Raw genomic sequence first — 13,364 nt, 5'->3', positions numbered from 1 at the left:
TGTTCTAAGCAAATAGGGGTTGGATACAATCGCAGTACAACTCTTGGATTATAAAGTTGGAGTACTGAGTAATTGATTCGATAGATTGTACCCACACCATTCCTTTGATAGCATTGGTAAGAAAAACTTCATCAGCTTGTTTCAATTGTTCTTGCGTGCAAATGCTTTCTGTTATGGATACTGACTGCATAAGATGGGTGCGCATTACTCCATTGATACAACCTTCCGTTAATGGAGTTGTGTAAATTTTTTTGTCTTTTATCCAGAAAATATTGGCAATACTACTCTCGCAAATGCGATCATGCTGATTTAAGATTAAACTGTCGTCCCAACTATTTATCGTAGCAGTACGAGCTGCTACACTATATATAAGTGCGGAGGCTGTTTTCAGCTGTGCATAGGTATCACAGCTTTTTTTCATATCTGTAAATATCCCCACTTTTAATCCTTCTTTATTAAGTGCATTGGAGGTGTTTAATGGCCAAGCTTCTATGATATAATCTAAATGTTGATGCGTGTCGAAAATTGCGCCGTTGCCATTGGAAAAGGAGAGCCGAACTCGTGCTGAATCTTCGCAGTGATTATATCGGCAAAGTTCAAGTATGTTTTTAAAAATGGTATCTATGGTGGTGAGAGGAGATAGCTTGTATTGTAAAAGTTTTAGAGTTGTTTCAATACGTGTCCGATGATAAGCTTCCAGTACAATATTGCCTCGAAAGATTCTTATGGTTTCAAAAAAACCATCGCCATAGCGGTAACTTCGATTATCGGCCAGCAGTACGGGGTGTTGTGCATCGACAAAGTTTCCGTTATAGCATATATGAGGCATCGTGTGAGATAATGGGTTGATAGTTTATCTAATCATATATTGTGGTCTCAGAGGGTCTTCCGTACTGTTTTCTGTTGTTGTGTCCCCTGCCAATCGTTTTTGTTGGGCAATAATGGAGTCGAGTACCTGTGCCAATTGTTTAGGATGATCTCGATAGTAGGCCAAGCTTTTATCAAATTCCTTTTTAGATACTTTGTGAATTTTCAATATGCGCTCCAGCATCTCGTTATTGACGGCTGCTCGATTTAAATAAGGGTGGCGAGAATATACATAACCATTCAGAAACTCACTGCCTCGAGTTACATCCCATAAAATTTTTTCCATCTTTTCTCTTGGTAGCACTCCTGATGGGGTACCTTTACCACAGGCTAATATTATCCCGGTCAAAAGCAATATAATCAATCCTCGTTGCATCATACTACACAGTTTCTGTTTGGTGGTTATTGAGAATGGTATTGATAATATCCTTGGCTACTTCAGTTTTAGGCTTGGGTGAAAAAGCAATTTCTCGGCCATCTTTTGCATAGATGGTGATTTTATTATAATCACTTCCGAATGGTGTACCATCGTTCATAGAGTTTAATACAATGAAATCCGCATTCTTGGTTTTTAATTTTTCTAATGCATTATTTTTTTCATTGTCTGTTTCCAGCGCGAATCCTACAAGGATTTGGTTTTCCTGTTTTATCGCTCCTAAGCTCTTCAGAATATCTTTAGTTTTCACAAGTTTGATCTCAGGAACGTCGTCATCCGTTTTCTTTATCTTCTTCGGGCTTACGATTTCCGGTTTATAGTCGGCTACAGCGGCGGCCATGATAGCTATTGCTGCGTTAGAAAAATGTTCATGACATGCCTGATACATCTCATCAGCCGAAGTTACTTTTATTACTGTAATACCATCGTAAACTTGAGGTAATGGTACTGGGCCCAATACTAGTGTTACAGCAGCGCCTCTTTCATGACACTCTTTGGCAAGTGCAATTCCCATCTTACCCGAAGAATGATTGCCAATAAAGCGTACAGGGTCGAGGGCTTCATGAGTAGGGCCTGCTGTTATCAGAACCTTTTTCCCCGAAAGGTCTTTATGTTTTGTAAAGAATTCATTGAGGAAGTTTACGATATCTTCCGGCTCGGCCATACGCCCATCGCCAAACAATCCGCTGGCTAGTTCTCCTCTTGTGGGAGGGATAATGGTTACTCCATCTTGGTGGAGCGTGGCTATATTCCGCTGCGTGGTGGGATGATGCCACATGTCTTCATCCATTGCAGGAGCCACTACAACAGGGCATGTAGCAGAAAGGTATACCGATAGTAGCAGATTATCGCAATGCCCATGCGCCATCTTTACCAGTGTATTGCAGCTCAACGGGGCAATGAGCATCACATCGGCCCAGCGTCCGAGTTGTACGTGATTGGCCCATGTATTTTCTTCAAATAGGTCTATGAGCACTTCGTTTTTGGAAAGAGTAGAAAGTGCTAGAGGGGATACAAAGTCTTTTGCAGCAGGCGTAAGTACTACTTTTACGGATGCTCCTTGCTTTGTAAGCAATCGTACCAGATGCACACATTTATATGCAGCGATACTTCCCGTAATGCCTAATAATATTTTTCTGCCTTGTAGATTCATTATTAAAACTACCAGTGTTCATGGCTGGTACAATAATAAAAAGCACCTGAACAGTTTTTACAAAAATATTTAAAACACAAAAACCACAACCTGTTTTAAACAGGCTGTGGTTCTGAATGTCTTTTTAAGAGCTTTGATTAACGGAAAAGCTCGTCTTCTGCTTTTCTGAAATAAAGTTTGTCTTCCAGAAATTCATGAGTGGCTAACAGAGCAGGGTTAGGCATTCTTTCATAAGCTCTAGAGATTTCTATCTGCTCTTTGTTTTCATGTATTTCTTCCAACGTATCGGTGTGGCTGGCAAACTCTTCTAGTTTGCTGTGCAGCTCCTCTTTTATAGCAATATTCACCTGATTCGCTCTTTTAGCGATAATGGTGATAGATTCGTAGATATTACCGGTTTTTTCTCTGATAGCATTTACGTCGCGGGTTTCAATACTATTGGAAATTCCGGCGCTAAGTTGTCGTCTTAACTTGCTCATTATTGCTGAATTTTTGAATTTCTGAATTCGATGAAGTGATATAATCCTCTACCTCTTTGCGGTATTTACTCTCGGGAAAACGCTCAATGAAGTTATTTGCGTGTTCGATAACTTCTCTAAAGCGCTCCGCCTTTTTGCTAGCGATACTAAGCTCTGCAAAGCGGTAGAACGATTTTATAGCCATGAATTTGTACTGATCGGCCGAGTTGGACTCCGGGTAATTGTCCAGTAATGTGCTGAAGCTTACACCGGCTGCTCTAAACTCGCCCAAATTGTAATAGAGCATGGCTGATTTATATTCTTTTACTTCCAGTTTTTTTCGCAGTTCATCCACCAAGCGCATTGCCTCATTTACTCTTACAGATTGAGGATGGGTATTGATGAATGTTTGGAAATAACTGATAGCTTTATAGGTATTGGTTTGATCTAGCTCTGCCTTGGGAGATTGCTTGTAGAAGGTATATGCACGCATATATTCCATCTCCTCACTGCGGGGGCTATTGGGAAAACTTTCTAGGAAAGTTTTAAAGAGATTTTCAGCGTTAGTGTAGTCTTTCTGATTATAGGCTGTGTAAGCATATTTGTAATAGATATCCTGAAACTGAGGAGTGGTTTTGTAATAGGGTAAAACATCCTCATAAATGGTCATTGCTTTCCCCCATTTTTTCTGCTCATAGAAAGCTTCGGCCATTTTCAGTTTATAAGCAGCGTCCTTGCTCTTTAATATTTTATTCATTCCTGGTTTGCAGGACACTAAGCCACAAATAAAAAGAAACGCTAATAGAAATCTCATAAAGTTCGCAAAGTTAACCATATTATGGCAAAAATTGCTAAAAAATATGAGCTCTCTACCACTGAAAGCGTTAACTTTTTGATAAAGAATTGGTTTCAATAAAATTGTTAGTAAAATATTGATTTTCAGTTCCTTATTTCTGATTCTTATTATGCTCTGCCAAATAATGATCCAAGGCGGTAATCATACTGGGTGATTTAGGCTGGGGAGCGATGATTTCCGGATTTAAACCGGATTTTATGGCTTCAGCCCTAGTATTTTCCCCAAACGTACCTACTACCATTCCGTTTTGTTTGAATTTTGGGAAATTATCAAACCAGCTTCTGATACCAGATGGGGTGAAGAAGCAAACCACGTCGTAGTGTTTGTCTCCCACTGTTTTTTTGATATCGTTGGTTTCTGAGCGGTACATGAATGCCAACTCGAAATCACAATTATTGCTTTTCAGCCAGTTTACAATATTGTTATCTTGTTGGTTTTCTGAGCATACATACAGGAAGCTGATATTGTCCTTATGCTTGCTCATGACATCGAACAGGCTTTTATTAGTACCGTCGGTGCCGTAAAATACTTTGCGTTTTCTGTACAGAATAAATTTTTGCAGATATAATGCTACCGCTTCGGTGATGCAGAAATACTTGGTGTCTTGGGAAACGGTGACTTTATTTTCTTCACATGTGCGAAAAAAGTGATCGATAGCATTGCGACTAGTGAAAATAACGCCGTTAAAACGGGATATATTGATTTTCTGTTTTCTGAAGTCTTTTCCGGATATTGGTACGATACTTATCAGGGGTTCAAAGTCAAGCTTTACGCCATATTTTCTTTCGAGTTCGAAAAAAGGAGATTTTTCGCTTGACGGTTTTGGTTGTGTAATTAAAATGTTTTTGATCTTGCTTACTGAAGACCTCATACCCGTTTTTTTCACTTCATTATTCATTCGCGTACTTCTGAATTGGCTGCAAATTTACAGTATTATTTTAAAATTGATAATATTCCTTTGTAGAGCACCATCGTTGGAACAATTTCCAATGCTGCTACATATATCAGGAAATGGAAGAAACTGATAGCTTTTTCTTTTCTGATAAGATTCAGTGCTGATATATATCGGTATAAAATCAGTCCTCCAATCAATACCCAACTCAATGTCCAGCCGATGGTTGCTAAACCTTTATCGCTTAGTGCTATAATAAGCGTTAATGGGAGTATTACAAGTATAAGAATTTTATTAATAAGAAAAATAAGAAAAATATAATTATCAGTAAGCGAGGTTATCTGGAATACCCAGCCCATAAACTTTAGGAAGAGAAATTTAGCCAGATAAACACCTCCCAGTATAATGCAACTTCCGGCAAGTATTTTCCAGAAAGGATACGTGATGGAGGGCGCAAATGTGTGAACAATCAATGTGAGATAAAACCCTGCAGCAATGATAAAAAATAAATTAAAAAGCAGGGAGGGAAGAGAATTTTGAATAAGCTGCTGTTTAATTTGCCTTTGTTTTAAACTTCTTTTGAAGAAAAGCTGTATCAGGTTGGAGTAATATTTGTCGAAACCTGTTTTCAATATAGCAAAGATGAGGAGCAATGCTGCAAGAGTGTAGAAATAGTATTCTTTACCGGGCGGATTGACTTTTGGAGTATAAGGAGGGGGCGCAGCCTTTGCAGCAAAATTAAAAAAGGGATGCTTGCCTAATATCCTTTGCGTAAGTTCCAAATGTTCTTTTGGGGTCAACGGCGAAATGGGGTGCATTACTGATACAGTAGGCTGAATACTGTCAGGTATTGTTTGTTGTTTCGATGCTGTCGTTGTTGTTGCAATAGAAGGCTCCTTTACGGAACTATCTTTTTGAGAAGTGGTTTGAAGTGGGGCATTGGAGGGTTTGCGAGAAGTTGCAGCCGTACTGTCCTGTGCCGAACGCTGTGCATTTTGCTGCGTGCGTTGAGGGGTTGTAATGCTTTGTGGCACAGTATCGCGGCTTTCTCTACGAGGATTTACAGAATCGTCTTTTGCAAGGGAAGACGGCTTTCTTGCGCTATCGGTATTTTGTCCCCAGATGATGCCAGAGATAAAACAAAAGAAAATGATGAATACGAGCCTCCTCAACTGGATAATGATTTTTGTTGGCAAAAATACAATTTAGCCTTATAAAGCCTAAAAGTAGTTGATAAACCCGAAGTGAATTTTGGATTGCCGCAGATTGAAGGAGGTATCGTTACGTTTACCTGTAGCCCATGTGAGCGTAAATAATCCTACTTTGGTTTCAAATAATAATCCCATCCCTCCAGCAATATAGGAATAACTGAGGCTTTTGGCTTTGCCTCTACTATCATCTTTGCCCCAACCTCCTTCTGTAAATACATTAAAGTACGAGTTTTCGCCTACGAGATACCGGTACTCTAAGGTTCCAATGCCATATTGCGATAAGAACTGGCTTTGTTCGTCAAAACCGCGGAGCAGATGATAGCCTCCAATTTGAAAGAGTTCATTTCGGAATATTTGACTGCCGGCAATATATCCTCCATTGATAGCAGTTTTAATAGTGCTTCTGCCTTTGCCTAACGGAAAATATTTGGCTACACTCAATGTAGAGCGTAGTTGATAAGATTTAGTTTTTACGGTGTCGTATAAGCTGGCAAAATCAAAATCAGGGTTAGCAGGATCTTTCAACGAAAGGATTTCATCGTTGCGTTTGAGTACCTTATTACCCACCGAAGTGTTAAATATAATGTCAAAACCTCTAACCGGATTGAATATGTAATTGGTGTTGTTCAGTCGGTATTCGATTCCAATATTGGTGAGACGCACATCGCCTTCGTCGGGAAGTCTTTTCAACGCAATAACCCGAGCCGTGTCTACTATACTCAGAAAACTACTAAACCGTTGTACATACAACTGTGCTTGTTGTTGTGTGTTCAGCGCCAGTTGTACACCTAGTTTCCCATCAAGATTTAAAAATGTGGAGTCGCGCTTCTGCATATTGAAACCTATATCCACTCCAAATGGAGACTTAAATAAATACGGCTGTTGATAATTGAATCGCAGTTGTTGCGATGCTACCTGCAATCTTTGCCACAATAGACCGATAATTTCTCCGCCACCAAATGCATTTTTAAGGTTCAACAACCCTTCACCTGTGATTAATAATTTGTTGGGCGTATTCGGATTGCTGTTAGGTATGAAACCGATGATGAGGTTGACCTGACTGCTTTTTTTCTGATCAATAAAGACTTCTATCGTACAGCCTGTACTGCCCCAAATTATCTGGGGAGGAAATTTTTCTTCGATATAGTTGAGTTTTTTTAATTGATTGCTTATTGCCTGAAGTTTTCGCTTGCTGTATATCGAACCTCTTTTGATATCCAGAAACTGATGCAGATAATCGTTGCTGATTTTGGCATTGCCTGAGACCCTAATACTATCGATATAATAAATGGGCCCTGAGTGTACATTGATGCGACCCGATACTTCATTGCCGCTAATATGCAGGCTGTCCATGTAAATTTTTGAAAAAGGATAGCCGTTGTTTTCAAAATATTGCAGCATGCGGTGCTGAATTTCGGCTAGTTGATCGGGGTTATAGATTTGTTGAGCAAATTTATCGGCATGCCATCCGATGTGAGATAGCCAACGCTGCGAAGCACTGTCTGCAGTAACAGCTACCCATTTGTAAATTTCACCAGTATAAAGCTCTATGGTGGCGGCAGTAGTGTCTTCATATAAAGTATCAATAGAGGCACTGATATATCCTTTTGCCTGTAAGGTGGGTACAATCTGTTCAATATACGCATAGCAATCTTCTTTGCCAATAAACTGCTTTTGAGGTTGCAGAACCTTGTGTATAAAAATACTATCCTTGTCTACGGCTATAATGCGAAGGCTGAAGTTGCCCTGTGCATATACTTGTGTTATGCAGAAATACAGTATTACTGTGAGCAGGTATCGTATATTTGCAGGTTTCAACAAGAGTAAAAATAGATTATTAATGTTAAACTCGAAAGAGGTTTAGTGCCTGTATGAGTGGTATTTATATACATATTCCGTTTTGTAAACAGGCCTGCCATTATTGCAATTTCCATTTTGCAACATCATTGCTTAAGAAAGATGCATTGGTAGGAGCACTGCAGCAGGAAATAATTCTTTCTGCTACCACTGCGTCTCGTGTGCTGCATACGGTTTATTTTGGAGGCGGCACGCCTAGTATATTACCTATAGAAGATATTGCCGCTATTTTGAAAACGATCACCACCATTTATACGATAGATTCAGATGCCGAAATTACACTAGAAGCCAATCCGGATGATATTACTATCGAAAAGTTAGCCGGCTGGAAGGAGATAGGCATCAACCGTCTGAGCATAGGCATACAGTCTTTCTTTGAAGAAGATTTGCAGTGGATGAATCGCACTCATAATGCGGAACAGGCCAAAAAAGCACTAGAGCTGGCTTTGCAATATTTTGATAATATTACCATTGATTTGATATATGGAACGCCGGGACTTACCGATGCGAAGTGGAAGTATAATGTAGAAGCTGCTATTGGTTACGGTATACCGCATTTATCTTGTTATGCACTCACAGTAGAACCTAAAACGCCTTTAGAAAAACTCATACGGCAGCATAAAAAAGATGATGTGAATCCGGATATGCAGGCTGACCAGTTTTTATTACTGATGGATTGGCTGGATGCTGCGGTTTATGAGCATTATGAAATATCCAACTTTGCCAAGCCGGGTTGTAGAAGTCGGCACAACTCTTCGTACTGGCAAGGTAAACCTTATATAGGCATCGGTCCGTCTGCGCATTCTTTCGATGGTAAGGAAAGAAGATGGAATGTTGCTAATAATCAAAAATACATTGACGCCATCCAAAGAGGAGAGTTGCCTTTTGAAAAAGAAGTGCTTTCTCCTACACAAAAACTGAATGAGTACATCATGATTGCTTTAAGAACCTGTGAGGGACTGGATTTAAGTCGTTTGCAGAAGTATGAAAAAGCAACCATACTTAAAAACGCTCAGAAATATTTGCAGCAACATTTGTTGTCTTTTAATGAAAACATCCTAGTGCTTACCCGTAAGGGGAAGTTGTATGCAGACGGTATCGCCGCTGACTTGTTTTTGGATGAGCTATATACGGGACGATGCAGTGAGTGACACAAATACGCTGGGTCATGCACTACAGTCGGCCACATCATAAAAAATTAAATCAATACTTTTTCTATTGCTGCAAAGCCATGAGCGGGCGGTACCTGTTCCCATAGAATTTTATAAATGCTTTCAGCAATAGGCATTTCGGCGTTGACTTGTTGGTTAAGATTGTAAATGCATTTGGCTGCATTGTAACCCTCTGCAACCATGTTGAGCTCCAGCTTGGCAGCCTGTACAGAGTAGCCTTTCCCAATCATATTACCAAACATACGGTTGCGACTGTGGAGCGAATAACACGTCACCAATAAATCTCCAAGGTATACAGAGGCCGCATAGTTTGCGGACTTATGCCCTTCATTATCGGATTCATGTTCGCCTACAACAATATGCTGTGCTCCGAATTTTTTGAGAAAGCTGGCCATTTCATCCGCGCTGTTGGCAATGTATACACTTAGGAAGTTGTCACCGTAATCTAGGCCGTGTGCAATACCGGCGCCCAGTGCATAAATGTTTTTAAGAATAGCTGCATATTGTACGCCGAAAATATCGTTATTCACAACTGTATTAATAGCGCTTGATGCGAAATAATTGGCGATGCTTTGTGTGTACGCTGTGTCAATACCCGAGAAGGTGAGATAGGATAATTTTTCTGAGGCTACTTCTTCGGCGTGACAAGGTCCCAGTACTGCAAAATAATCACTTAATGGTACGTTGAAATATTTTTCCAGATAAGTGTTGAGTAAAATGTTTTCTTGAGGTATCATGCCTTTTACGGCGGAAAGAATTTTTTTGTTTTTCAAGTCCTCCGGACTAAGCGACGATAGAATATCGGTGATATAAGCTGATGGAGCTGCAATGACAATAATATCGGATGTGGTTATAACTTGCCTCACATCGGTGCTGATCGCTAATAAATCCGTTTTTAAATTTGCAGATGTGAGGTAATGAGGATTGTGCCCTCTTTGAAGGATATATTGAACATTCGCCGGATTTCTTACCCACCAACTAATTGGGTTGCCATTATCTGTAAGAATCTTTACCAACGCAGTGCCCCAACTGCCACTTCCTATTACCCCAAATTTTACGCTCATGGATATATATTGCTTGCCATGTAAAGTAGAAATGCCAAAAGTATTTATTAATTCCGACAAAAAACTTTACCAGCTAGTGTTTTACTAATTATTGATTTGTCTTAAATGAATAGAAGCTGTTCGCTTGTTGTGTACAGGTGACCACCAAATCATTAATACATACATGTGCCGGTAAAGTAGTGCAATAAAAGATAATGTCGGCAATATCTGCTGCAACTAGTGGTTTGATGCCTTCGTATACCTGAGCGGCTTTATCCGCATCGCCCTTAAATCTGACGTTGGAAAATTCTGTTTGTGCTGCTCCCGGATTAATAGCCGTAACTTTTATACCATATTTTAATAAATCGATACGCATAGCTTCGCTCAAAGCAACTACAGCATGTTTAGTAGCGCAATACATATTGCCCTGGGCGTACACTTCTTTGCCTGAGATGGAGCCGATATTGAAGATATGTGCATTTTCTGTTTTCAGAAGATAGGGTAGTACGCTTTTGGTTACGTAGGCCAGTCCTTTGAGATTGGTATCTACCATTATATCCCAATCGTCCAAAGAAGCTTCATCGAAATTATCACGACCGACAGCGAGTCCGGCATTGTTAATGAGAATGCTGATTTGTTGCCAGTCTTTGGGGATGGTGTTGATGCTTGTTTCCACGGCTTTTCTGTCGCGTACATCCAATACTAATGGCAACACGCGTATGCCATATTGAGCGGATAAAAGCTTTTCCAATTTATCCAGTCTTTCTTTCCTGCGGCCGGTTATGATTACATCATAACCTTCTGAAGCAAATTTATATGCACAGGCTTCTCCAAAACCTGAAGTGGCTCCTGTTATTAAGACGATTTTTTTCATATCTCAGTTTATGGTTTTAATAAATATTCAAATCTGATAAGAAGGCTTCCAAAATCTTATTGCTTTCTTGCGGCTCTTCAATCATACCCAAATGTCCTGACTTTTTCAATATGTGTACCGATGCTGTTGACGGTAGGGAAGCTTGCCCGATAGTTTTGTGCACATCAATAATTTCGTCTTGCTCACCATAAATGAACAATACCGGAACTTTAGTATTCTTTAATACTTCGGTACGGTCGGGTCTTTGCATCATAGCTTCATAATAATTGATTACCGATTCATTGCTCATTTCGGGCAGATTCTTAATGAAGCTTTCGTACAGTTGGGGTTGTTCTTGTTTTGTTGCAGCACCAAACATTTTAGGGGCAGTGGATTCTAAGAACGCTTTGGCTCCGTGTTTTCGGGTAAACTCGATACCTTTCCTTCGCCCCGCAATTTTTTCTTCATTGTCGGCTGTAGCCGTGGAATGAAATAGTCCGAAGGCTTGTAGTAACTCGGGATATTTTTCTGCAAAGGCCAGGGTGGCATAACCGCCCATGCTGTGTCCGATAAGAACAATGTTTTCGATTTCTTCCTCTTCGATAATTGTTTTGACCATGCTGGCCAGTCCTTCCATACTCACATCACTGATAAGTTCGGAATTACTGATGCCCGGTAGGTCGGGAGCGATTACCTGATAATCTTTACTCAGATAACTAATTTGTTCTTCCCATATGGTACTGTCTGCACCGAATCCATGCAGTAATACCAGCGCTTTCCCGTCCCCGGCTGTATAATAACTGATGATTTTGCTATCAATACTTATCGATTTTCTTTCCATAGTAATGCTTTTTTAGCGATAGATTTCGTTAGGCTAAATTTCTATTATTAAAACGATACTTCGCAGCCATATTGTTTTAGTTCCTTTTTTTAAACTTCCAAATGATAGTGTACAACAATAATGCCGCAGCTGCAAAGCTTGCTATTTGGGAAAGTATGTCTCCATATTTTGTATAAAAGGTTTCTGTAGTGTATGCGGCTACTGTTTGTTTTAATGTGCCTTCAGTATCCCAGTTTAGCTGTTGAATTATATTTCCGAAGGGGTCAATAAAGCAACTAATGCCGGTATTAGCGCTACGTGCAATCCATTTTCTACTCTCAATAGCACGAAGTCGGGCATAATTCATGTGTTGTTTGTATCCCGGTGTATCCCCCCACCAACCGTCATTTGTAATCACACAAATTAGATTGGCATTTTTGCGGTTGAATTCGGCTAGATAATCTCCATAAATGCTCTCATAACAAATAGCTGGAGTAATTTGAAATAAATGATGAAGGGTACTAAAAACATGAGTAGCGCTATCGCGCGCATACCCGCCTGCAGTTCCGCCGAATTTCTCAAATAGCGGTGCCATGAAGCTTAAAAACGAGGGGAGTACTTCCACACCCGGCACCAGCTTTGACTTGTGGTATATCTGAATGTTCTGGCTGTTCAATAATACAGCGCTGTTGTACATCTCATAATATATTTGATTGTCGAATGTAGCGCGTGTGTACCTACTTACTTTTGTATTGAAAGTTTGTACTCCTTCTAATCCGGTTAAGAGGTTGATGCTTGGATATTTTTTGAGAAATTCCCAGAGCGGCTCCAAGAAAGCACTTTCACGTATCTGACGTTCATCGGTTTGAAAAGGGATAGCTGTTTCGGGCCATACGATGAGTGCGGTGTTGTTGTCTATGGCTTTTTCAGAAAGGGTAATCAGTTTTTTTAGTTGATCATGCTGGGTACTGATGTCAAACTTCTGATAAGGGTCAATATTGGGTTGTACTACTACGACGTTGTACTTGTTGTGTTGTAAGGTCAACTTGTTTTTTATGAAGAAGGAAAATAGAATTGGGATAAATAAAAGGGCAATCCAAATGATTGCATATTTAAAGTATTTAGTGGTTCTCCCTTCGGATTGGTATAATTTAATGATATGATATACCAATACATTACTTATCAATACCCACAAGCTCCCACCTGATGTGCCAGTATATTCATACCATTGTATCCATTGCGGATGGGTTGCAAAGGCGTTACCCAATGTGAGCCAGGGCCAGCTTAAATCCCAGTTATGATGAATGTATTCGAAGGCAAGCCAGTAGGGAATGATGGATAGAGTGCCTAAGGCTCCATTGATCCATTTTTTGGTGAGGTAATAAAGGAGCCAAGGTATGCACATGATCAAGCTGTTGGCAAAAAAGGCGCTCAGTGCTCCTTCCAAACTGGCATTGGACACCCACCATGTGGTCAGCACATTCCATAAAATCATGTGCAGATAAGTAAGGCCGAAGTATTTTTTAATACTTGAGCAGGAATCGGTTATTGTTAATAAGGGTACCCAAGCAATAAACAACAAAAAGGTGAAGGGTGAAATCGGCCATGCAGCCCAAAGCAACAAGGCCCCCAAAACAGAAAGCAATAAATTTTTTTGCGTTACTTGCATGCCGTAAAACTAAGGTAAAAAGCCCGAACCTTATTGGAAGAAGTCCTTGTTTTGTTGAATGTATAATGGGCTACGCT

At 40.0% G+C, this 13,364-nt stretch carries 13 protein-coding genes; 1 reads left to right on the top strand and 12 read right to left on the bottom strand.

Translation table 11 applies throughout. The features are described from left to right. Window positions 1–4 precede the first annotated feature (4 nt). From PIECOFPK_RS10725 to PIECOFPK_RS10690, 8 genes are all read right to left on the bottom strand, one after another. Window positions 5–829: an aminotransferase class IV gene (locus PIECOFPK_RS10725; protein WP_409965855.1), complete on the bottom strand. Its 825-nt coding sequence runs from the start codon at window positions 827–829 to the stop codon at window positions 5–7. Between the two features lie 24 nt (window positions 830–853). Beyond that, window positions 854–1,246, bottom strand: a complete 393-nt coding sequence (locus PIECOFPK_RS10720) for a DUF4296 domain-containing protein (protein ID WP_330975218.1) — start codon at window positions 1,244–1,246, stop codon at window positions 854–856. A 1-nt stretch (window position 1,247) separates the two neighbouring features. Continuing rightward, the gene (coaBC, locus tag PIECOFPK_RS10715; RefSeq protein WP_409965854.1) at window positions 1,248–2,456 is read right to left on the bottom strand and encodes a bifunctional phosphopantothenoylcysteine decarboxylase/phosphopantothenate--cysteine ligase CoaBC; all 1,209 of its coding nucleotides are present in this window, start codon (window positions 2,454–2,456) and stop codon (window positions 1,248–1,250) included. A gap of 137 nt (window positions 2,457–2,593) precedes the next feature. Further along, window positions 2,594–2,935 carry a DNA-directed RNA polymerase subunit omega gene (locus tag PIECOFPK_RS10710; protein ID WP_330975220.1) on the bottom strand — a complete coding sequence of 114 codons (342 nt, stop codon included), beginning with the start codon at window positions 2,933–2,935 and terminating at the stop codon, window positions 2,594–2,596. Then, window positions 2,910–3,728, bottom strand: coding sequence for an outer membrane protein assembly factor BamD (locus PIECOFPK_RS10705; RefSeq protein ID WP_409965853.1), 819 nt, complete (start codon window positions 3,726–3,728; stop codon window positions 2,910–2,912). Before PIECOFPK_RS10705 ends, PIECOFPK_RS10710 begins: the two co-directional genes overlap by 26 nt. Window positions 3,729–3,861: 133 nt before the next feature. Then, complete coding sequence (locus tag PIECOFPK_RS10700) at window positions 3,862–4,641, bottom strand: uroporphyrinogen-III synthase (RefSeq protein ID WP_330975222.1); 780 nt, start codon at window positions 4,639–4,641, stop codon at window positions 3,862–3,864. Between the two features lie 62 nt (window positions 4,642–4,703). Then, window positions 4,704–5,834 (bottom strand): DUF4271 domain-containing protein, encoded by a 1,131-nt coding sequence (locus PIECOFPK_RS10695; protein ID WP_409965852.1) that lies wholly within the window; start codon window positions 5,832–5,834, stop codon window positions 4,704–4,706. Window positions 5,835–5,882: 48 nt separating this feature from the next. Next, window positions 5,883–7,694: a POTRA domain-containing protein gene (locus PIECOFPK_RS10690; RefSeq protein ID WP_330975224.1), complete on the bottom strand. Its 1,812-nt coding sequence runs from the start codon at window positions 7,692–7,694 to the stop codon at window positions 5,883–5,885. A gap of 50 nt (window positions 7,695–7,744) precedes the next feature. Here PIECOFPK_RS10690 and hemW point away from each other — a divergent pair, with 50 nt between their 5' ends. Next, the gene (gene hemW, locus PIECOFPK_RS10685) at window positions 7,745–8,881 is read left to right on the top strand and encodes a radical SAM family heme chaperone HemW (protein WP_409965851.1); all 1,137 of its coding nucleotides are present in this window, start codon (window positions 7,745–7,747) and stop codon (window positions 8,879–8,881) included. Window positions 8,882–8,928: 47 nt separating this feature from the next. Here the strand turns inward: hemW and PIECOFPK_RS10680 are convergent, their stop codons facing one another. The 4 genes from PIECOFPK_RS10680 to lnt all read right to left on the bottom strand — a co-directional run bounded on the left by PIECOFPK_RS10680 (window position 8,929) and on the right by lnt (window position 13,287). After that, entirely contained in the window at window positions 8,929–9,966 is a 1,038-nt protein-coding gene (locus PIECOFPK_RS10680) for an NAD(P)H-dependent glycerol-3-phosphate dehydrogenase (RefSeq protein ID WP_409965850.1), read from the bottom strand. 88 nt (window positions 9,967–10,054) lie between these two features. Further along, complete coding sequence (locus PIECOFPK_RS10675) at window positions 10,055–10,819, bottom strand: SDR family NAD(P)-dependent oxidoreductase (protein ID WP_409965849.1); 765 nt, start codon at window positions 10,817–10,819, stop codon at window positions 10,055–10,057. Between the two features lie 16 nt (window positions 10,820–10,835). After that, the gene (locus tag PIECOFPK_RS10670) at window positions 10,836–11,639 is read right to left on the bottom strand and encodes an alpha/beta fold hydrolase (RefSeq protein WP_409965848.1); all 804 of its coding nucleotides are present in this window, start codon (window positions 11,637–11,639) and stop codon (window positions 10,836–10,838) included. Window positions 11,640–11,715: 76 nt separating this feature from the next. Next, the gene (gene lnt / locus PIECOFPK_RS10665; RefSeq protein WP_330975229.1) at window positions 11,716–13,287 is read right to left on the bottom strand and encodes an apolipoprotein N-acyltransferase; all 1,572 of its coding nucleotides are present in this window, start codon (window positions 13,285–13,287) and stop codon (window positions 11,716–11,718) included. Window positions 13,288–13,364 lie beyond the last annotated feature (77 nt).

Source organism: Chitinophagaceae bacterium C216, assembly GCA_028485475.2.
Lineage (GTDB): Bacteria > Bacteroidota > Bacteroidia > Chitinophagales > Chitinophagaceae > Niabella > Niabella composti.
The sequence above is the reverse complement of the archived record's forward strand: the minus strand, read 5'-3'. Positions and strand labels throughout refer to the sequence as shown.

Coding starts and splice junctions, on each gene's coding strand:
- PIECOFPK_RS10720 (WP_330975218.1), bottom strand. CDS start 1,246: ATGATGCAACGAGGATTGATTATATTGCTTTTGACCGGGATAATATTA.
- coaBC (WP_409965854.1), bottom strand. CDS start 2,456: ATGAATCTACAAGGCAGAAAAATATTATTAGGCATTACGGGAAGTATC.
- PIECOFPK_RS10670 (WP_409965848.1), bottom strand. CDS start 11,639: ATGGAAAGAAAATCGATAAGTATTGATAGCAAAATCATCAGTTATTAT.
- PIECOFPK_RS10700 (WP_330975222.1), bottom strand. CDS start 4,641: ATGAGGTCTTCAGTAAGCAAGATCAAAAACATTTTAATTACACAACCA.
- PIECOFPK_RS10675 (WP_409965849.1), bottom strand. CDS start 10,819: ATGAAAAAAATCGTCTTAATAACAGGAGCCACTTCAGGTTTTGGAGAA.
- PIECOFPK_RS10710 (WP_330975220.1), bottom strand. CDS start 2,935: ATGAGCAAGTTAAGACGACAACTTAGCGCCGGAATTTCCAATAGTATT.
- PIECOFPK_RS10705 (WP_409965853.1), bottom strand. CDS start 3,728: ATGAGATTTCTATTAGCGTTTCTTTTTATTTGTGGCTTAGTGTCCTGC.
- hemW (WP_409965851.1), top strand. CDS start 7,745: ATGAGTGGTATTTATATACATATTCCGTTTTGTAAACAGGCCTGCCAT.
- PIECOFPK_RS10680 (WP_409965850.1), bottom strand. CDS start 9,966: ATGAGCGTAAAATTTGGGGTAATAGGAAGTGGCAGTTGGGGCACTGCG.
- PIECOFPK_RS10725 (WP_409965855.1), bottom strand. CDS start 829: ATGCCTCATATATGCTATAACGGAAACTTTGTCGATGCACAACACCCC.
- lnt (WP_330975229.1), bottom strand. CDS start 13,287: ATGCAAGTAACGCAAAAAAATTTATTGCTTTCTGTTTTGGGGGCCTTG.